At 73.1% G+C, this 19085-nt stretch carries 17 protein-coding genes; 7 read left to right on the top strand and 10 right to left on the bottom strand.

Going from position 1 to position 19085, the window contains the following annotated elements; all coding sequences use genetic code 11:
* The first annotated feature begins 41 nt into the window (after positions 1-41).
* Both B0E53_RS12640 and B0E53_RS12635 read left to right on the top strand, forming a co-directional pair.
* On the top strand, positions 42-1220 hold the full coding sequence (locus tag B0E53_RS12640; protein ID WP_107076239.1) for a DNA recombination protein RmuC: 1179 nt from the start codon (positions 42-44) through the stop codon (positions 1218-1220).
* Positions 1221-1367: 147 nt separating this feature from the next.
* Entirely contained in the window at positions 1368-4670 is a 3303-nt protein-coding gene (locus B0E53_RS12635) for a S8 family serine peptidase (RefSeq protein ID WP_107076238.1), read from the top strand.
* Positions 4671-4747: 77 nt separating this feature from the next.
* Here the strand turns inward: B0E53_RS12635 and B0E53_RS12630 are convergent, their stop codons facing one another.
* Positions 4748-5164, bottom strand: a complete 417-nt coding sequence (locus B0E53_RS12630) for a hypothetical protein (protein ID WP_107076237.1) — start codon at positions 5162-5164, stop codon at positions 4748-4750.
* A 41-nt stretch (positions 5165-5205) separates the two neighbouring features.
* The gene (locus B0E53_RS12625; RefSeq protein WP_107076236.1) at positions 5206-6189 is read right to left on the bottom strand and encodes a 4-hydroxy-3-methylbut-2-enyl diphosphate reductase; all 984 of its coding nucleotides are present in this window, start codon (positions 6187-6189) and stop codon (positions 5206-5208) included.
* Between the two features lie 131 nt (positions 6190-6320).
* Between B0E53_RS12625 and xseA the strand changes: the two genes are divergently transcribed.
* Together xseA and B0E53_RS12615 are read left to right on the top strand one after the other, a co-directional pair.
* A complete protein-coding gene (xseA, locus tag B0E53_RS12620; protein ID WP_107076235.1) occupies positions 6321-7535 on the top strand; it encodes an exodeoxyribonuclease VII large subunit in 1215 nt (404 codons plus the stop codon).
* Between the two features lie 14 nt (positions 7536-7549).
* Entirely contained in the window at positions 7550-7762 is a 213-nt protein-coding gene (locus B0E53_RS12615) for an exodeoxyribonuclease VII small subunit (protein WP_091321990.1), read from the top strand.
* A 35-nt stretch (positions 7763-7797) separates the two neighbouring features.
* On the opposite strand, the gene B0E53_RS12610 is transcribed toward B0E53_RS12615, so the two are convergent.
* From B0E53_RS12610 to B0E53_RS12600, 3 genes are all read right to left on the bottom strand, one after another.
* Positions 7798-8637, bottom strand: coding sequence for a hypothetical protein (locus tag B0E53_RS12610; protein WP_107076234.1), 840 nt, complete (start codon positions 8635-8637; stop codon positions 7798-7800).
* A 229-nt stretch (positions 8638-8866) separates the two neighbouring features.
* The gene (locus B0E53_RS12605) at positions 8867-9685 is read right to left on the bottom strand and encodes a hypothetical protein (RefSeq protein ID WP_210406045.1); all 819 of its coding nucleotides are present in this window, start codon (positions 9683-9685) and stop codon (positions 8867-8869) included.
* Between the two features lie 112 nt (positions 9686-9797).
* The gene (locus tag B0E53_RS12600) at positions 9798-10493 is read right to left on the bottom strand and encodes a DUF4245 domain-containing protein (RefSeq protein ID WP_107076233.1); all 696 of its coding nucleotides are present in this window, start codon (positions 10491-10493) and stop codon (positions 9798-9800) included.
* A gap of 159 nt (positions 10494-10652) precedes the next feature.
* On the opposite strand from B0E53_RS12600, the gene glpX reads away from it, so the two are divergent.
* A complete protein-coding gene (gene glpX, locus B0E53_RS12595) occupies positions 10653-11684 on the top strand; it encodes a class II fructose-bisphosphatase (protein WP_107076232.1) in 1032 nt (343 codons plus the stop codon).
* Between the two features lie 29 nt (positions 11685-11713).
* The gene (locus B0E53_RS12590; protein WP_246835376.1) at positions 11714-12682 is read left to right on the top strand and encodes a DMT family transporter; all 969 of its coding nucleotides are present in this window, start codon (positions 11714-11716) and stop codon (positions 12680-12682) included.
* Here B0E53_RS12590 and B0E53_RS12585 read toward each other — a convergent pair.
* Entirely contained in the window at positions 12651-13568 is a 918-nt protein-coding gene (locus B0E53_RS12585) for an NAD-dependent epimerase/dehydratase family protein (RefSeq protein WP_107076230.1), read from the bottom strand. The two genes, B0E53_RS12590 and B0E53_RS12585, sit on opposite strands and share 32 nt — an antisense overlap.
* A 136-nt stretch (positions 13569-13704) precedes the next feature.
* Here B0E53_RS12585 and B0E53_RS12580 point away from each other — a divergent pair, with 136 nt between their 5' ends.
* Positions 13705-14397: a TetR/AcrR family transcriptional regulator gene (locus B0E53_RS12580; RefSeq protein WP_107076229.1), complete on the top strand. Its 693-nt coding sequence runs from the start codon at positions 13705-13707 to the stop codon at positions 14395-14397.
* Between the two features lie 15 nt (positions 14398-14412).
* On the opposite strand, the gene B0E53_RS12575 is transcribed toward B0E53_RS12580, so the two are convergent.
* The 4 genes from B0E53_RS12575 to B0E53_RS12560 all read right to left on the bottom strand — a co-directional run bounded on the left by B0E53_RS12575 (position 14413) and on the right by B0E53_RS12560 (position 18599).
* Positions 14413-15381, bottom strand: coding sequence for an NAD(P)/FAD-dependent oxidoreductase (locus B0E53_RS12575; RefSeq protein ID WP_107076228.1), 969 nt, complete (start codon positions 15379-15381; stop codon positions 14413-14415).
* 107 nt (positions 15382-15488) lie between these two features.
* Positions 15489-16151 carry a rhomboid family intramembrane serine protease gene (locus B0E53_RS12570; RefSeq protein ID WP_107076227.1) on the bottom strand — a complete coding sequence of 221 codons (663 nt, stop codon included), beginning with the start codon at positions 16149-16151 and terminating at the stop codon, positions 15489-15491.
* Positions 16152-16251: 100 nt separating this feature from the next.
* On the bottom strand, positions 16252-16932 hold the full coding sequence (locus B0E53_RS12565; RefSeq protein WP_167544550.1) for a lytic transglycosylase domain-containing protein: 681 nt from the start codon (positions 16930-16932) through the stop codon (positions 16252-16254).
* Between the two features lie 254 nt (positions 16933-17186).
* Positions 17187-18599, bottom strand: coding sequence for a PhoH family protein (locus B0E53_RS12560; RefSeq protein ID WP_107076226.1), 1413 nt, complete (start codon positions 18597-18599; stop codon positions 17187-17189).
* Positions 18600-19085 lie beyond the last annotated feature (486 nt).

Genomic DNA, 19085 nt, shown 5'->3' with positions numbered 1-19085 from the left:
CCAGCGGGCGCACGTCGTACCCGTTTGGCAAGCTCTTCGGCATGAGCTTCTCGACGCTGGCCGTGGTGGTGCTCTGCCTCGCCGCGGGCGGCGCGGTGGGCTGGCTGGCCGCCCGGTCCCGCTCGGCGACCGACATCGCCCGGCTGGAGGCGACGCTGGCCGCCACCCGGGAGGGCGAGGGGCGGCTGGAGCAGTCCATGCGGGCGCTCAGCTACGAGGCGACCGCGCAGTCCCAGGAGGCGGTGGCCCGGGCCGTGGCCCCGCTGCACGACACCCTCCGCCGCTACGAGCAGCGGGTCGCCGAGCTGGAGCGCGACCGGGTCGACGCCTACGCCGAGCTGCGCGAGCAGGTGCGGTCGATGAGCGCGGTCTCCGGCGAGCTGCGCACCGAGACCAAACAGCTCGTCGCGGCGCTACGCGCCCCGCAGGTGCGCGGCCGGTGGGGTGAGCACCAGCTGCGCCGGATCGTCGAGGCCGCCGGCATGCTGGAGCACTGCGACTTCAGCGAGCAGGTCACCGCGGCCACCGACCACCAGGGGGTCCGCCCCGACCTGGTGGTCCGGCTGCACGGCGGCCGGACGGTGGTGGTCGACGCCAAGGCGCCTTTCGACGCCTACCTGACCGCAATGGAGGCGCGCGACGAGCGGGGACGGGACACGCACCTCGACGCGCACGCGCGGCACCTGCGGGCGCACGTCGACGGGCTGGCCGCCAAGACCTACTGGGCGGCGTTCGACCAGACCCCGGACTTCGTGGTGCTGTTCGTGCCGGCCGACCCGTTCCTCGACGTGGCGTTGCAGCGCGACCCGTCGCTGCTGGAGCACGCCTTCGCCCGCAACGTCGTGCTGGCCACGCCGGCCACCCTGGTGGCGCTGCTGCGCACGGTGGCCTACTCCTGGCGGCAGGAGGCGCTGGCCCGCAACGCGGCCACCGTCCACTCGCTGGCCCGCGAGCTCTACGGGCGGCTGTCCACCCTGGGCGACCACGTCGGCAAGCTCGGCGGCGCCCTGGGCGGGGCGGTGACCGCGTACAACCGGGCGGTCGGCTCGCTGGAGGCGCGGGTGCTGGTCAGCGCCCGCAAGCTGGCCGAGCTGGGCGTCTCCGACCAGGAGCTGGCCGCCCCGGCACAGGTCGAGCTGGCACCCCGCCAGCCACAGGCCCCGGAGCTGGTCGAGGGGATCTCCACATCGGCCGAACGACCGGCGGCCATCGACGGTTGACACGCGCAACGTGACGATGACGGCCGATCCGAGTCACGGAGTGGTCACAACCCACTTCGGAGTAGTGACACCGACAGGGCCAGACCGAAGGATCACGGTCACGTGCGCCCTGTTTCTGTAGGGCCCTGTTCTCTGGAGGAAGAGAACGTGAGTCAACCCCGCAACCGGAGCCGGCGTACCTCCGCCGCGCTCTTCGCCTCGGTCCTGGCGGCCGGCGCCATGACCGTCGGGGGTGGCGCCGCGACCGCGAGCGCAGCCCCCGCCGCCGCCCCCGACGTCTCGCAGCCGACCGCCGCCGAGACGCTGGGCGCCCACGACGCCAAGCTGTTGGACGAGGCGGAGGCGAAGCACGCTCCGACCGTCACCCTGATCATCGCCGCCAAGAAGGGCTCGGCCAAGAAGGTCGCCGACGGGCTGACCGGCCTGGGCGCCTCCGTGAGCCAGCGCTACGACGAGGTCGGCTACCTGCTGGCCAAGGTCCCCACCGCGAAGGTCCTCAAGGCCGCGACGCTCCCCGGCGTCTCCGCCGTCGACCTCGACGAGACCATCAAGCTCCCCGACCCGGCCCCCGAGGCCGCCCCAGCCGGCGCGAAGACCGTCGCGCAGGGCGAGACCCTGTCCGGCCCGGGCGCCGACACCGGCGCGGTCAACCCGTACATGCCGACCAACGAGACCGGCGCGGAGACCTTCAAGGCCGCGCACCCGGAGTGGGACGGCCGCGGCGTCACCATCGGCATCATGGACTCCGGGGTGGACCTGGACCAGCCGGCGCTGCAGAAGACCACCACCGGCGAGCGCAAGATCGTCGACTGGGTCACGGCGACCGACCCGCTCGAGGACGCCTCCTGGCGCGCGATGGCCACCGACGTGGCCGGTCCCTCGTTCACCACCACGCTGGGCACCTGGACCGCGCCGGCCGGCTCCTACAAGTTCAACGTCTTCCGGGAGAACATCACCGCGGGCAGCGACGCGCGGGGCGACGTCAACCGCGACGGCGACACCACCGACTTCTGGGGCATCCTCTACAACCCGGCCAACGGCGACATCCGGGTCGACGCCAACCAGAACAACGACTTCACCGACGACGAGCCGATGCGGCCGTACAAGGAGAAGTTCCAGGTCGGCCACTTCGGCACGGACAACCCGGCCACCGCAGTGCGCGAGCAGATCCCGTTCGTGGTCGAGTACCGCAGGAACGTGGACATCGCGCCGGCCGACGGCCAGGCCGGCCCGTACTACGACTTCGTCAACATCGGCATCATCGAGAGCACCCACGGCACCCACGTCGCCGGCATCACCGCCGCCAACGACATGCTGGGCAACAGCGCCTTCGACGGCGCCGCCCCGGGCGCCAAGCTGGTCTCCGCCCGGGCCTGCTCGTGGGGCGGCGGCTGCACCGCGGCGGCGCTCACCACCGGCATGGTGGACCTGGTGGTCAACCGCAAGGTCGACGTGGTCAACATGTCGATCGGCGGCCTGCCGGCGCTGAACGACGGCGCCAACGCCCGCTCCGAGCTCTACAACAGCCTGATCACCACGTACGGCGTGCAGATGTTCATCTCGGCCGGCAACTCCGGCCCGGGCCTGAACACCGTCGGCGACCCCTCGGTGGCCGGCAACGTGGTCAGCGTGGCCGCGAACGTCAGCAAGGACACCTGGCTGGCCAACTACGGCTCGGTCGTCCGCAAGGAGAACGCGCTGTTCAACTTCTCCTCGCGCGGCCCGCGTGAGGACGGCGGCTTCAAGCCCAACATCTCCGCCCCCGGCTCGGCCATCTCCACCGCGCCGACCTGGCAGCCCGGCAACCCGGTCCCCGAGGCCGGCTACCCCCTGCCCCCGGGCTACCAGATGCTGAACGGCACCTCGATGGCCTCGCCGCAGGCCACCGGCGCCGCCGCGCTGCTGCTGTCGGCGGCCAAGGCGACCGGCACGGCGGTCACCCCGGCCGCGCTGCGCCGGGCCGTCTACACCTCGGCCAAGCCGATCGCGGGCGTTCCGACGTACGCCCAGGGCTACGGCATGTTCAACGTGCCGGGCGCGTGGAACCTGCTCGCCGCGGGCGTGCAGACCCGCGGCTACACCTCCACGGCGCCGGTCTGCACCGAGCTGTCGGCCAACCTGACCAGGTACGACGCGGCCACCGGCGGCTTCGAGCCGACCCCGAACGTGGGCACCGGCATCTACAACCGCTGCGCGGCCGGCGAGGGCGGGCAGAAGGTCAAGGAGAGCCGCTCCTACGAGGTCAAGCTGACCCGCACCAGCGGCCCGAACAAGGGCCTCAAGCACACCGTCGCCTTCCGCGGCAACGACGGCACCTTCTCGGCCCCGGCGGTCGTGTGGCTGCCGCTGAACAAGACCGTCACCGTCAAGGTGAAGGCCAAGCCGCTGACCGCCGGCGCGCACGGCGCGATCATGACCGTCGACGACCCGGCCACCTCGGTGGTCGACTTCGAGGTCGCCACCGTCGTGGTCGCCTCGGCCGCGGTCTCCGCCCCGGCCTACTCGTTCTCCGCCGAGGGCTCGGTCGAGCGGAACGGCTTCACCTCGTACTTCGTGACGGTTCCGGAGGGCGCGGGCGCGCTCCAGGTCAACCTCTCCGGCATCGCCACCGGCTCGCAGACCCGGTTCATCGCCTTCAACCCGTACGGCGTGCCGGTCGAGAGCACCGCGAGCACCGGCTGCTACACCAACTTCTCCGACGCCGCCGCCTGCAAGCCGCAGGAGCGGGACTACCAGAACCCACTGCCGGGCGTCTGGGAGATCGAGGTGGAGGCCCGGCGTACGTCGCCGACGCTGGACAACCCGTTCCAGCTGCAGGCGCGGGTGCAGGGCGTCAAGGTCGAGCCGGCCGTGGTCGAGCTGCCGTCGGTGACCGCCGGCACCCCGACCGAGGTGAGCTGGGGCCTGACCAACGTCTTCGGCCCGGTTCAGGTGACCGGCGTCGGCGGCCCGTTGGCCAGTGTGCACGCCGAGCGGCCGAGCATCGCCCAGGGTGCTCGCCAGGAATACACGGTGGACGTCCCGGCGGGGGCCACCTCGTTCACCGCCCGGATCGGCAACCCGTCCGACCTGAGCGCCGACCTGGACCTGTCGGTCTTCCTCGGCGCGACCCGGGTGGGCCAGTCGGCCGACGGTGACTCGGAGGAGGCGGTCACGCTGTCCAACCCGGCCGCCGGCACCTATCGGGTGGTCGTCGACGGCTACGCGATGAGCGACCCGACCACCGCGTACGACTACCGCGACTCGTTCGCCGCCCCGGCGCTGGGTTCGCTCTCCGCCCCCAGCACCCCGCTGTCCCTGGCGAACGGCGCCACCGCCACCCTGACCGGTACGGTGACCGCCCAGTCCACCCCGGCCGCCGGCCGGGAGCTCTACGGTGACCTGGCCGTCACCACCACCGAGGGCGCGGTCGTCGGCCGCGGCTCGGTGGAGGTCGGTGCGGTCAACTGACCCGCTGAGTCAGAAGCCCCGCCCCTCATCCGGGGGGCGGGGCTTCGCCGTTTCCCGGCCCGGTTTCCCGGGTGCGCTCAGGCGCGGCGGGCGGATTCGACGACGAACGGGGTGCCCTGCTGGCAGGTGGTCATCATGCCGGGCTCCGAGCGGCCGGTGACCTCCACCCGGGCGCCGGGCGTGAGCACGTCGCGCGGGCCGCCGATCAGCAGGTGGTCGTCGATCAGCAGGCAGTTCGGCTCGACGCCGGCGCGGATCGTGCCGGTGAGCGTGGTGGCACCGGGGCCGGGTGGCTTCGACGGCCCGCCCTTCCAGGTGGGATCCGGGCGGCTCGGGCCGATGCTCGGACCGGTGCTGGGGCCGGGGTCGGGCTGGCTGGTCACCGGGGCGGCTCCCGTCGGGGTGGGGCCGGCGGGCTCGGTGCCCGGGCCGGCGCAGGCGGTCAGCGCCGCGCCGGCGAGCAGGGCGACGAGCGCTGTCCGAGGAGTCTTCATGAGCGGTTGGACGTGGCGGGCGGTGGTTTCGTTCCGGCCGGTCAGCCGCGGGCCGCCGCGGCCTTCAGGTCCCGCTTGAGCTCCTGCGGCAGCGAGAAGGTCAGCCGCTCGTTGGCGGTGGTGATCTCCTCGACGTCGGCGAAGCCGCGCTCGGCCAGGTGTGCGAGCACCTGCTGGACCAGCTCGTCCGGCACGCTGGCGCCCGAGGTCAGCCCCACGGTGCGGGCCCCCGCCAGCCAGGCGTCGTCGATCTCGTGGGCGAAGTCGACCAGGTATCCGGCGCGGGCGCCGGCGTCCAGCGCCACCTCGACCAGCCGGACCGAGTTGGAGGAGTTCCGCGAGCCCACCACGATCACCACGTCGCAGTCCGGGGCGATCTCCTTCACCACGTGCTGGCGGTTGGAGGTGGCGTAGCAGATGTCGTCGCTGGGCGGGGACTGGAGCAGCGGCAGCCGCTGCTTGAGCCGGGCCACGGTCTCCAGGGTCTCGTCGACCGAGAGGGTGGTCTGGGAGAGCCAGACGACCTTGTCGGGGTCGCGCACGGTGACCTTGTCGGCGCCGTCCGGGCCGTCCACCAGCTGGATGTGCGCGGGCGCCTCACCTGCGGTGCCGATGACCTCCTCGTGCCCCTCGTGGCCGATCAGCAGGATGTCGTAGTCCTCGGCGGCGAACCGCCGGGCCTCCTGGTGCACCTTGGTGACGAGCGGGCAGGTCGCGTCGATCGCCTTGAGCGAGCGTGCCTTGGCCTGCTCGTAGACCTCGGGGGCCACGCCGTGGGCGGAGAAGATGACGGTGGCGCCCTCCGGCACCTCCTCGTTCTCCTCCACGAAGATCGCGCCCTTGGCCTCCAGCGTCCGCACCACGTGCTTGTTGTGCACGATCTGCTTGCGGACGTAGATCGGCGCGCCGTAGAGCTTCAGCGCCTCCTCGACGGTCTGCACCGCCCGGTCCACGCCCGCGCAGTAGCCGCGGGGCTTGGCCAGGAGCACGCGCTTGCCGGTCCGGGAAGTCTCAGCCTCAGTCACCCGACCATCGTACGTGCCGGCTTTCGGCCCGACCGTCGATCATGGGGTTGGCGGTGGTTCCGGAGATCGACATCGCCGCCAACCTCATGATCGACGCGGGCCTCGTCGGGGGTGGGGCTTAGGGTGGTCGGGTGAGCGAGGGGGAGCGGAGCACGTCCGAGGAGCCGTGGCCGGTCCGGGTGGTGAGCCAGAAGGTCGGGGCCTGGATCGCCCGGTTGGGCTGGGTCTGGGTGGACGGGCAGGTGGCGCAGATCAGCCGGCGGCCCGGGGCGAGCACCGTCTTCCTGACGCTGCGTGATCCGTCGGCGGATCTCAGCCTGACCGTCACCACCAACCGCGACGTGCTCGACGCGGGCGCACCGGAGCTGCGCGAGGGCGCCCGGGTGGTCCTGCACGCCAAGCCCGAGTTCTACGCCGCCCGGGGCACGCTCAGCCTGCGCGCCGACGAGATCCGGCAGGTCGGGCTCGGCGAGCTGCTGGCCCGGCTGGAGAAGCTCAAGAAGCTGCTGGCCGCCGAAGGGCTCTTCGACCGGGCCCGCAAGCGCCGGCCGCCGTTCCTGCCCGGCCGGATCGGGCTGATCACCGGCCGCGCCTCGGCCGCCGAGCGGGACGTGCTGACCAACGCCCGCCGCCGGTGGCCGGCGGTGGAGTTCCGGACGGTCAACGTGGCCGTGCAGGGGCCCGGCGCGGTGCCCGACATCGTGGGCGCGCTCAAGGTGCTCGACGCCGACCCGACGATCGACGTGATCGTCATCGCCCGGGGCGGCGGCAGCATCGAGGACCTGCTGCCCTTCTCCGACGAGGCGCTCTGCCGGGCGGTCTTCGCCTGCCGCACGCCGGTGGTCAGCGCGATCGGCCACGAGACCGACGCGCCGCTGCTCGACTACGTCGCCGACGTGCGTGCCTCCACGCCGACCGACGCGGCGAAGCGGATCGTGCCCGACCTCACCGAGGAGGTGCGCCTCATCGGCCAGGCGCGGTCCCGGCTGGAACGGGCCGTGCGCAACCTGGTCGACCGGGAGCAGCACCGGCTGGACCTGCTGCGCTCCCGGCCGGTACTGGCCCGCCCGCAGGTGATGGTCGACCAGCGGGCCACCGACGTCAGCGCGCTGCGCGACCGGACCGGCCGCTGCCTGGACCACCGGCTGGGCGCCGCCACCGACGACCTGCGGCACACCCTGGCGCGGCTGCGCGCCCTCTCCCCCGCGGCCACCCTCGACCGGGGCTACGCCATCGTCCAGCGCGCCGACGGGCACGTGGTCCGCGCCGCGTCCGAGGTGGCCAAGGGCGACCCGCTGCGGGTACGCCTCGCCGAGGGCGAGCTGACCGCCACCGTGGACGGCTGATGGAATGGGACCCGATGACTGACACGACGAAGGACGAGCAGCTCAGCTACGAGCAGGCCCGGGGTGAGCTGGCCTCGGTGGTCGAACGGCTGGAGGCGGGTGGCACCTCGCTGGAGGAGTCGCTGGCGCTCTGGGAGCGCGGCGAGCAGCTCGCCGGGATCTGCCAGCGCTGGCTGGACGGCGCCCGGGCCCGCATCGACGCCGCCCGGCAACGCGCCGAGGACTGAGCGGCGGGACGGCCGGAGCCGTCCCGCCGGCACGCTCAGTTGAACAGGTTGTAGAACTCCGCCGGTGCCTCGACGACCTGGTCGGCCGGGGGCTTCTGCGCGGCGGCGGCGTTGCCGTAGTCCGAGTAGGTGATCTTCAGGTCCTGCGCGGCGCTCTGGCCGGCGGCCGGGATCTGCAGCACCAGCTCGCTGAGCCGGCCCTGCGTGTCGACCTTGGCGGTGAACGGCACCGACTGGGCCTGCGCGCCGAGCGCGGTGATCACGGCCGGGTCGAGCGAGCCCGCCTCGGCCGCCTTCGACACGTCGACGGTGCCCGCGTACGCGCCGTCGCCGGTCTGCCGGACCTCGGTGACGCCCTGGGTCAGCACCGCGCTGCCGGCCGGGTCGACCTTGTCGAAGTCGAAGCCGAGCGCCCGGTTGCCCTGGATCCGGGTCTGGTCGAGATGCTGGTACTTGCCGAGGTTGAGGTTCTTCAGCCCCGGCACGCTGGCGGCTGCCTTGCCGCCCAGTTCCAGCTTGACCCAGCTGTCGGGCTTGGCGTGGATCAGGTCAAGCTTCATCATCAGGTCCGACGACGGGTCGCCGATCGTCATCCGCATCTCGGCGCTCTGGCTGGGCTCGTGCACCTGCCCCTCGGCGGTGGAGCCCGCGCCGGACATGGTGAACCGGAAGTTCCCGTCGCGGATCGCGTTGGTGGAGTTCAGCAGCGCCTGCTTGGCGTCGCCGGCGGGGGTGCCGCTCGGGGCGATGCTGCCGGAGGCGGCAGGTGTCGCGGAGGCCCCCGCTCCGGCGGTGCCGTTGTCGTTGCAGGCGGCCAGGCCGGGAATGAGCAGCGCCGCGGCGAACGCGGTGGCGCTGAAGCGTCGAATCTTCACGTCAACCTCTCCAGGTGGGTCGTCCGGCCCACGGAGGTGCCGGAGTCGGGCGCCGCAGCCCGGACGCCGGCTCCGGCGCACGAGCCCGATCCGGCCGGTGTGGTCGGCCCCGGCGGGCTCGTGGCCCCTTCTGTTCCCTGAAGCGGTGTTCCGCAATCCCTGTCCGGTGCGCGACGGCAACCGGGGCGGCGGCCGGGGACGGCGCGAGCCGCCCCCGACCGCTGAAGGATCAGCCCTTGAACATCTCGTAGATGCTGGCGGGCGCCTCGACGACCTGGGCGGCCGGCGGGGCCTGCACCGCGGTGGCGGTGCCGTAGTCGGCGTAGGTGACGGTCACGGTCTGCGCCTCGGCGGCGCCGGCGGCCGGCACCTGCACGGCGAACTCGGTCAGCCGGCCCTGCGCGTCGAGCTTGGCGGTGAACGGCACGGCGGTGGCCTTGGTGCCGAGGGCCTTGACGGTCTCGGCGTCGAGGAGGTCCGAGTCGGCGGCCTTGCTGGCGTCGATGGTGCCCTCGTAGGTGCCCTCACCCGTCTTCTTGACGTCGGTGATCGCCTTGATCATCTTGTCGCTGCCGGCCGGGTCCACGTCGCTGAAGTCGAAGTTCAGCTCCTTGGCGTCCTTGATCTTGGTGCGGTCCAGGTGCTGGTACTTGCCCTTGGTCGCCTTGAAGCCGGGGATGGCGTCGGCCATCGCGCCGTCCAGGTCGAGCTTGAGCCAGCTGTCGGTGTCGATGAACACCAGGTGCATGCTCATCGAGATGTCGTCGGCGGCGGACGCGCCGCTGGACATCTTCATCTCGGCGCTCTTGGACGGCATGTGCACCTTGCCGTCCCCGTTGAACTCGCCACCCTTGATGGCGAAGCTGAAGTTGCCCTGCTGGATCTCCTTGGTGGAGGCGGCCAGCGCCTCCTTCGGATCCGCGGGCACCGCCGGGGCGGTGGACTTGCTGTCGGCGGTCGGCGAGTCGGCCTCGGTCTTGCAGGCGGCCAGACCGGGGACGAACAGGGCGGCGGCGAGGACGCCGACGCTCCACCGTCGAATGTTCACAGATATCTCTTTCCGGTTGCTGTCCGGGACGCGTCACGCGTACCGGTTTGTCGGGCTCGGGCAGCGTAGCGGACCGCTGCCCGCCCCGGGGGGCAGCGACGGCGGGAGCGGTTCAGCGCAGCGCGGTGGCCAGCTCGCGCAGCTCCGCCTCCCCGGCGTCACCCACGACGATCACGGTGCGGTTCGGCTCCAGCAGGACGAGGGCCTGCTCGTTGCCCCGGGCCGTGTACCGCTGCCAGCTCACACCGCCGGGCAGGTCGGCCGGGCCCTGCGGCTGGCCGCCGCTCAGCTCGGCCGGCAGCAGCTTCTCCGCCGGCACGTTGCTCTCCACCAGCTGCGCGCCCCGGCCCTCCGGGGTCAGGTAGCCGATGCGCAACGTGCCGCCGCCGGGCTCGGTCTGGTAGCGGGCGCTGACCGTACGCCAGTCGGAGCCCAGTCCCTGCGGCTCGGCGACCGGGAAGGCGTTGGCCGCGCGGGCCTGCTCGACGGCGGGCGCGGGGTCGACGGTGACCGGCTCGTCCCCGCCGAGGAAACCCCGGTAGAAGGCGATCAGCAGGGCGATCGGGACCAGCAGCACCAGCAGCGAGAGCGCCATGTCCTTCGGCGACCGCTCAGACCGGGCCTTCTCCTTCCGCGCGGGCGGGGCGGGATGCTCGCCGGCGTCGGCCGGCGGCACGGGCCCGGTCGACTCGACCAGGGCCGGTTCCCCGGCCGGCGGGGCCGCCCCGGGGGTCGGTCGCACCGGCGGCTGGCCGTCCGGCGGGGTGGCGTCGGTCGGTACGCGGTCGGCAGGCTGTGCGGGTTCCACCCGCCCATTCTCGCAGCCGTCCGGGTGACGTGATCCTGCCCTCCTCCGCCCCGCTCCCGCGTCGAACCTGAGATCGTGTGAGGATCAGCGACAAAACCGGCGGCGGCGACGGCCGCATCCCGCCGGTCCACCCCGCAACGTCGCGAGGAGGAACCCGTGATGACAACCACCAGGACGCGGACCCCGCAGGATCTCGACCGTAACCTCGCCCTCGACCTCGTCCGGGTCACCGAGGCCGCGGCCATGGCCGCCGGTCGCTGGGTCGGCCGGGGCGACAAGGAGGGCGGCGACGGGGCCGCCGTCGATGCCATGCGCAAGCTCATCAACTCGATCCCGATGCGCGGCGTCGTGGTGATCGGCGAGGGCGAGAAGGACAACGCCCCGATGCTCTTCAACGGCGAGGAGGTCGGCGACGGGACGGGTCCCCTGGTGGACGTTGCGGTCGATCCGATCGACGGCACCACGCTGATGAGCAAGGGCATGCCGAACGCCCTCGCGGTGCTCGCGGTGGCCGAGCGGGGCGCGATGTTCGACCCGAGCGCCGTCTTCTACATGGAGAAGCTCGCCGTCGGCCCGATGTACGCCGACGTGGTCGACATCAACGCCGGCGTGGCCGAGAACATCCGCCGGATCGCCAAGGTCAAGGGCACCGACCCCGCCGAGGTGACGGTCTGCGTGCTGGACCGGTCGCGCCACGACGACCTCGTGAAGCAGATCCGGCGGACCGGGGCGGGCATCCGGTTCATCTCCGACGGCGACATCGCCGGGGCCATCGCGGCGGCCCGGGGTGAGTCGGACGTCGACGTGCTGATGGGCATCGGCGGCACCCCGGAGGGCATCACCGCGGCCTGCGCGCTGAAGTGCATGGGCGGCATGATGCAGGCCAAGCTCTGGCCCAAGGACGCGCAGGAGCGCGAGAAGGCGCTGGCCGCCGGGCACGACCTGGACCGGGTGCTCTTCACCGACGACCTGGTCACCGGCGACAACTGCTTCTTCGTGGCCACCGGCGTCACCTCGGGCGACCTGCTGCGCGGCGTGCGCTACCGGGCGGGTGGGGCGTACACCCAGTCGATCGTGATGCGTTCCAAGAGCGGCACGATCCGGGTGATCGACTCCTACCACCGGCTGGAGAAGCTGGCGCTCTACTCGGCGGTCGACTTCGACGGCCGCCCTCTGGCCGAGCAGGAGTGACCGCGACCGGGACGGCGGCGCCCCCGACGCTGTCGACCACGCGGCGGATCGCCGGCACCGGGCTGGCCACCGCCTCGGGGGTCGCGGTGGCCGTGCAGTCCCGGATCAACGGCGAGCTCGGCGTACGGCTGGCCGACGGGATCGCCGCCGCGGTGGTCTCGTTCGGCGTGGGCCTGCTGGTGCTGGTCGTGCTGGTCCCCGCCACCCCCGGTGGCCGGCGAGGGATGGCGGCCCTGCGGGCCGCACTCCGGGACGGCTCGCTGCGGCCGTGGCAGTGCCTCGGCGGGGTCTGCGGCGCTTTCCTGGTCGCCACCCAGGGGCTGACCATCGGCACCCTCGGCGTGGCGGTGTTCACGGTCGCCGTGGTGGCCGGGCAGACCGGCAGCAGCCTGCTGGTCGACCGGGCCGGCATCGGCCCGACCGGCCGGCAGCCGGTCACCCCGAACCGGCTGGTCGGCGCGGTGCTCACCGTGCTGGCCGTGCTGCTGGCGGTGGGCGACCGGCTCGGCGATCCGGGCGCCCTGGCGCTGGCCCTGCTGCCGCTGGCCGCCGGGGTGGGCATCGCCTGGCAGCAGGCGGTGAACGGCCGGGTCCGGGGTGCGGCCGGCAGCGCCATGACCGCCACGCTGGTCAACTTCACCGTCGGGACAGTGGCGCTGCTCGCCACCTTCGCGGTGGAGGTGGCGGTCCGGGGCCGCCCGACCGGGAGTTTCCCGGCCGAGCCGTGGCTCTACGTGGGTGGCCCCATCGGCATCGTGTTCATCGCGCTGGCCGCCGCCATCGTCCGGTTCACCGGGGTGCTCCTGCTCGGCCTGGCCACTATCGCCGGGCAGGTCGTCGGCGCCGTCCTGCTGGACGTGCTGCTGCCCACCGCCGCCTCCCACCCGACGCCGACCACCCTGCTCGGTGCGGGGCTCACCCTGGTCGCGGTGCTGGTCGCCGCCCTCGGACCGCCCCCGCGGCCGCTCATCCGCGCAGCGCCGCCACCGTCTCCTTGACCACCCGGTCCAGCGGCGTCGCCTCGACGCCGAGAGTGGCGGTGGCGGCGGTCGAGTCCAGCACGTACGGCCGGTCGAACTGGTAGGCGGTCTCCCGCAGTTCCCGGGCGAACGGGTTGGCCAGTCCGGCGACCCAGAGCACCGGGTACGGCATCCGGGTCAGTCGCGGCGCGGGCGCACCGACCAGGGCCGCCGCCCGGCCGGCCAGGTCCCGCATCGACACGGCGGGGGCGCTGGGCACGTGCCAGGCCCGTCCCCAGGCCCGCTCGTCGGTCGCGGCGGCGACGAGGGTACGGGCGACGTCGGGAATGTACGTCCAGGTGTGCGGGGCGTCCCAGTCGACCGGCAGGAACACCCGCTGCCCGGCGAGCACCCGGGGCAGCACCATCATGGCCAGCGAGGTGCCCTCCGCGCCGACGTAGTCGGAGCCGCGTACCTCGGTGATCCGTGCCCGGCCGGCCCGGTGTGCGGCCAGCGCGTCGGCCCACATCCGGTTGCGTACCCGCCCCTTGGTGCCGGTGGCGGCGAGCGGGGTCGCCTCGGTCATCGGGGCGTCGACCGGGCCGTACCCGTAGAGGTTGCCGACGGTGGCGAGCACGGCGCCGGTCCGCTCGGCGGCGGTGAGCAGGGCGGCGGCCAGCGGCGGCCAGTCCAGCGGCCACCGGTGGTACGCCGGGTTGGCGCAGTTGTACAGCGCCGCCGCCCCCTCGGTCAGCGCGGTCAGCCGCTCCGCGTCGGCGGCGTCGGCGGCGATCCGCTCGATCGCGGGGTGCGCGGGCCCGGTGCCGCGGCGGGTCACCACCCGAACCCGCTCGCCGCGCTCGGCGAGGAGGCGGGCGGTGGCGGTGCCGACGGGTCCGGCGCCGACGATCACGTGCAGGGCCATGGGGGCCACCCTTCGAAGCAGGAGTTCGGTGTGAGAGCACCGCTCTCGAAACAGAGCATGCCTCGCCATCGGGCCACTCGTCAAGAGCAGTGCTCTCGGTTTTGATTGGCGCTCTCACCCATGGCAGAGTGAAGGCATGGTCGCTCCCTCGCTCCGCGCCCGGGTCCGCGCCGGGATGATCGACGAGATCAAGGCCGTCGCCCGCCGCCACCTGGCCACCGACGGCGCCAACCTTTCGCTCCGCGCGGTCGCCCGGGACATGGGCATGGTCTCCTCGGCGATCTACCGCTACTTCCCCAGCCGCGACGACCTGCTCACCGCGCTGATCCTCGACGCGTACGAGGCGCTCGGCGACGCCGTGGAGGCGGCCGACGCGGGCACCGACCGGGCCGACCTGCGCGGGCGCTGGCACGCCACCTGCCGGGCCGCCCGGTCCTGGGCGCTGGACCACCCCGCCGAGTACGCCCTGCTCTACGGCAGCCCCGTCCCCGGCTACGCGGCCCCGGACGACACCGTGGCGCCGGCCCAGCGACCCCCGGTGACCCTGGTCGGCATCCTCCGCGACGGGGTGGCCGCCGGACTGCTCGCCCCGTCCGGCGAGGAACTGCCCGAACCGCTGCGGTCGGACGTGGCCGAGCTGGCCGCCCTGCTCGCCGTGGACCTGCCACCCGCCCTGCTGGCCCGGGGCATGGCCGGCTGGACCCAGCTGTTCGGGCTGATCAGCTTCGAGCTGTTCGGCCGGATCAACCGCACGCTGCCGCACCGCGACGAGTACTTCGACCACCAGACCGCGCTGATGGCCGACCTGATCGGCCTGCCCGCCGCCTGAGCCCGCCGAAGCCGGTCAGGTGCCGTCGGAGGAGTGGCCGGGGAAGAGGTGCGCGCTCGGGTCGATGACGACCGCCGCGTTGTTGATCGCGGTGGCCGCCTCGCCGAAACCGGTGGCGATCAGCCGGACCTTGCCCGGGTAGTCGGTGATGTCCCCGGCCGCGAAGACCCGGGGCAGGTTGGTGGCCATCGCGCTGTCGACCACGATGTGCCGCCGGTCCAGGTTCAGCCCCCACTCGGCGAGCGGGCCCAGATCGGCGGTGAACCCGAGCGCGGCGACCACGGTGTCCACCGGCAGCGCCTCCACCGCGCCGCCGCGTACGGTCAGCTCGGCGCCGGTGACCCGGTCCTCCCCGTACAGCCGGCTCACCTCGGCGTTGACCACGATCCGCACCGGCAGCGCGCGCACCCGGTCGACGGTCGAGGCGTGCGCGCGGAACCGGTCCCGCCGGTGCACCAGGGTCACCGAGCGGGCGATCGGGGCCAGCGTCACCGCCCAGTCGAACGCCGAGTCGCCGCCGCCCACGATGAGCACGTCCCGCCCGGTCAGCTCGGTCGGCTGCGGTACGAAGTAGACGATCCCGGTGCCCACGAAACTGTCGGCCACCGGCAGCGGCCGGGGGCTGAAGCTGCCCAGCCCGCCGGTGACCAGCACCGCGCCGCAGTGCAGCTGGTCACCGCCGGCCAGCCCGAGCACCGGCCGCCCGTCCAGGTACGACAGCTTCTCGGCGCGCACGCCGAGCAGGTACTCCGGTCGGAAGGGCGCGGCCTGGGCGACCAGGTTGGCCACCAGCTCGCGCCCCTTGATGGCGGGGAACCCGGCGACGTCGAGGATGAGCTTCTCCGGGTACATGGCGGTGACCTGGCCACCCGGCTCGGGCAGCGCGTCGATCACGGCCACCGAGAGCCCGCGGAACCCGGCGTAGTAGGCGGCGAACAGCCCGGCGGGGCCGGCCCCGATCACGGCGACATCGACCTCGCGCATGGCGTACCGTCCCGTCATTTCGCCAGGGGATCAACGCGTGCTGATCCCGACGGTAGGCGGGCCGGTGGCCGCGGGCAAGCATGTCCCGCCGGCGGGTGGACGTGCCGTCAGGGCGACGTGACCGGGGGTGAGCCGAGAGTGTCCCGCCCCGCGACCTCGGCCCGGCGACGGCGGAACAGGACCGCCGCGACGACCCCGCCGAGCAGCCCGAACAGGTGACCCTGCCAGGAGATGCGCTCGTCGGTGGGGAGGATGCCGAGCAGCTGCCAGCCGTAGAGCAGGCCGACCAGGAGCACCACGGCGAAGTTCCACCAGCTCCGCTCGACGATGCCGCGGGTGAGCAGGATGCCGAGGTAGCCGAAGATCACCCCGCTCGCGCCGACCACCACCGAGTTGGGCGAGCCGGTGAACCACACCCCCAGCCCGCTGACCAGGATGATCACCAGGGTGGACCAGAGGAACCGGCGGGTGCCGGCGGCCAGCACGAAGGTGCCGAGCAGGATCAGCGGGATGCTGTTGCTGTAGAGGTGGTTCCAGCCGGCGTGCAGGAACGGCGAGAAGAACACGCCGTCCAGCCCCTGGATGCGGTGCGGGATGATGCCGGCGGTGACGTCGAGGTCGGCGTTCAGGCCGACGTCGACGGCCTCGACGAGGAACAGCACCGGCACCACCGCGCACATGGCGACGAAGGCGCGGCCGAGGGAGGCGTAGAACGCCTCGGTGCCGAACCGGTGTGGGTCGCCGCCCGTCGGGCCGTCCTGCCAGGTCATCCGTCAAGAGCTATCAGCAATCGGGGCGGACCGCCACCCGAGCGCGGCACGACGACGGCGGGGCGTGCGAATCTCCGCACGCCCCGCCGTCGGTGTCCGATCAGTACCAGCCGGTGCTCTGCGAGTGCGCCCAGGCGCCGCAGGGGTCGTCGTAGCGGCCCTCGATGTAGCCGAGGCCCCACTTGATCTGGGTGGCCGGGTTGGTCTTCCAGTCGTCCGCCACCGAGCCCATCTTGCTGCCCGGCAGGGCCTGCGGGATGCCGTAGGCGCCGGACCCCTCGTTGTAGGCCTTGTGGTTCCAGCCGCTTTCCTTGGTCCAGAGCTTGTCCAGACAGGGGAACTGGTCGATGCCGAAGCCCTCGTCGAGCATGATCGCGCAACCGATCTTGCGGTTGCCGCTGAACTCCTCGCACGAGGACGGGATCGGCCCGTCGTACGGCTTGGCCGCCGCCTTCTCCGCGGCCTCCCGCTCCTTCTTGCGGGACGCGGCCGCCGCCTCGGCCTCCTTGGCCCGCTCGGCGGCCTCCTTGGCCGCCGCGGCGGCCCGGAGCTTGGCCTGGTACTCGGCGGCCCGCTGCTTGGCCGACGCCAGGCGGTGGTCGGCCTGGAGGTCGCGCTGGTACGCGTACTCCGTCCGGTCGACCTTGAGGCCGACCTGCGCGGTCAGGCCCTGTTGCTGGGTCTGTCGGTCTTCGCCCAGGTAGAAGCCACCGGCAACGCCCACGGAGAGTAGCGCGACAGCGGCCGTACGGGCGCCGAACCGGCTCCACAGCCGACTCACGAAGTGTCCCTTCGTCGGGGGCAAGGACACGGCGCGACGCGTGGCCCTGGAGCGGCCGCGCCGGCGCCGTGAGCGCCCCGACCCTCTCGGTCGCAGCCGACGCACCGGTGCTCGCAGCTCTCCGCCGGGCTGGTGGTGTGTCGTAAGCGCTCGATGGACACCATTGCGCACAGTGAGGCCGATGGGAAACCAAGGACGCCAAATGTGATCTGCACCACAAGGCGAGCCTCATCAAATCGGGACAAATTTCAGCCTTAGAGCGGAATGTCCTCCAGTAGATCGGTGACCATCGCGGCGATGGGAGAACGCTCCGAACGGCTGAGGGTGACGTGCGCGAAGAGGTGATGGCCCTTCAGCGCCTCAATCACCGCGGTCACCCCGTCGTGCCGCCCCACCCGGAGGTTGTCCCGCTGCGCCACGTCGTGGGTGAGCACCACCCGCGAGCCCTGACCGATCCGAGACAGCACGGTGAGCAGGACGCCACGCTCCAGCGACTGCGCCTCGTCGACGATCACGAAGGCGTCGTGCAGGCTCCGGCCGCGGATGTGGGTCAGCGGCAGGACCTCCAACAGGCCCCGCGAGGTGACCTCCTCCAGCACGTTCTCGTGCACCACCGAGCCGAGGGTGTCGAAGACGGCCTGGGCCCAGGGCGACATCTTCTCCGACTCCGAGCCGGGCAGGTAGCCCAGCTCCTGGCCGCCGACCGCGTACAACGGGCGGAACACGACGACCTTCTTGTGCCGGCGGCGCTCCATCACCGCCTCCAGGCCGGCGCAGAGCGCCAGCGCCGACTTGCCGGTGCCGGCCCGGCCGCCGAGCGAGACGATGCCGATCGACTCGTCCAGCAACAGGTCGAGCGCGACCCGCTGCTCCGCCGAGCGGCCGTGCACGCCGAACGCCTCCCGGTCGCCACGGACCAGCCGGACGGTCTTGTCCGGCAGCACCCGGCCGAGCGCCGAGCCACGCCCCGATTGCAGCACCAGGCCGGTGTGGCAGGGCAGGCCGGCGGCGGCGTCGAGGTCCAGCGTCTCCCCCGCGTACAGCCGGCCGATCTCCTCCTCGGCCAGCTCCAGCTCGGCCATCCCGGTCCAGGTGGGGTCGCTGGCCTGACCGTGCCGGTACTCGTCGGCCCGCAGGCCGACCGAGGCCGCCTTCACCCGCAGCGGCATGTCCTTGCTGACCAGGGTGACCTCGCGCCCCTCGGCGGCGAGGTTGAGCGCCACGGAGAGGATCCGGGCGTCGTTCGACTCGTTCCGGAACCCGGGCGGCAGCACCCCGTCGTCGGTGTGGTTCAGCTCCACCCGGAGGGTGCCGCCCTGGTCGTTGGCGGGCACCGGCCGGTCCAGCCGGCCGTGCTCCACCCGCAGCTCGTCCAGCATGCGCAGCGACTGCCGGGCGAACCAGCCCAGCTCGGGGTGGTGGCGCTTGCCCTCCAGCTCGGAGATCACCACCAGCGGCAGCACCACCTCGTGCTCGGCGAAGCGGTGGAACGCCGCGGGGTCGGAGAGGAGGACCGAGGTGTCCAGGACGAAGGCCGGGCCGGCTGGTCGGGGCTCCTCGGTGCCGGCGGACGCGGCGGCCGCGCGGCGACCGCGGGTGGTCCGGCGGGTGGTGGCGGTCGCGGCCGGGGTCTGGTCGGCACCGGCGGGGGTACGGCGAGTGGTCACAGGCCTGCTCCGCGGATGGGCACCCGGCCACCCGAGTTCCGCCTCGTCCGGTGCCCGGTGGACACGGGGTCGGATGCGGGCCCCGTGCGCGAGGTCGCAGGTCCGGGCTGTCCGGCTGGCCCGGGAGAACCCCGTGCCATGCCTAGACGCTAATCGCCGGAGGCCCGGTCGGCTAGGGGTGCGCGTGGATCACCGTTCGCGGCGCGGCGGACCGGCCGGGATGCATGCCCCCTGCGCGCATCCCGGCCGGCGGAGCCGTCGTCACCGGTCTGACGGCGGCTCCGACGGTGCGCGTCCGCCGCGGACGGCACACCGTGCTCTGGCGGGCCTCAGCCCTGCCGCCGGACCAGTGTCCCGGTCCGCGGCCCCCCGCCGGCCGCGCCGAACGAGGAGCCGGTGTACGTGGTGCCCTGCCGGGCGGCCAGCCCGCCGAACTGGGCGGTCGCGGTGGCCCGCCGGGCCGGGCCGGACGCGGCCCGGGCGGCG

Source organism: Micromonospora sp. MH33 (genome assembly GCF_003013775.1).
Classification (GTDB): Bacteria; Actinomycetota; Actinomycetes; order Mycobacteriales; family Micromonosporaceae; genus Micromonospora; species Micromonospora fulviviridis.
This window is presented reverse-complemented; position numbering and strand designations above follow the sequence as displayed.

What these genes read in the sequence shown, in the direction of transcription:
- B0E53_RS12570 (WP_107076227.1), bottom strand. Translation starts at nt 16,151, where the DNA reads ATGACCTGGCAGGACGGCCCGACGGGCGGCGACCCACACCGGTTCGGC.
- B0E53_RS12630 (WP_107076237.1), bottom strand. Translation starts at nt 5,164, where the DNA reads ATGAAGACTCCTCGGACAGCGCTCGTCGCCCTGCTCGCCGGCGCGGCG.
- B0E53_RS12615 (WP_091321990.1), top strand. Translation starts at nt 7,550, where the DNA reads ATGACTGACACGACGAAGGACGAGCAGCTCAGCTACGAGCAGGCCCGG.
- B0E53_RS12585 (WP_107076230.1), bottom strand. Translation starts at nt 13,568, where the DNA reads ATGGCCCTGCACGTGATCGTCGGCGCCGGACCCGTCGGCACCGCCACC.
- glpX (WP_107076232.1), top strand. Translation starts at nt 10,653, where the DNA reads ATGACAACCACCAGGACGCGGACCCCGCAGGATCTCGACCGTAACCTC.
- B0E53_RS12580 (WP_107076229.1), top strand. Translation starts at nt 13,705, where the DNA reads ATGGTCGCTCCCTCGCTCCGCGCCCGGGTCCGCGCCGGGATGATCGAC.
- B0E53_RS12640 (WP_107076239.1), top strand. Translation starts at nt 42, where the DNA reads ATGAGCTTCTCGACGCTGGCCGTGGTGGTGCTCTGCCTCGCCGCGGGC.
- B0E53_RS12575 (WP_107076228.1), bottom strand. Translation starts at nt 15,381, where the DNA reads ATGCGCGAGGTCGATGTCGCCGTGATCGGGGCCGGCCCCGCCGGGCTG.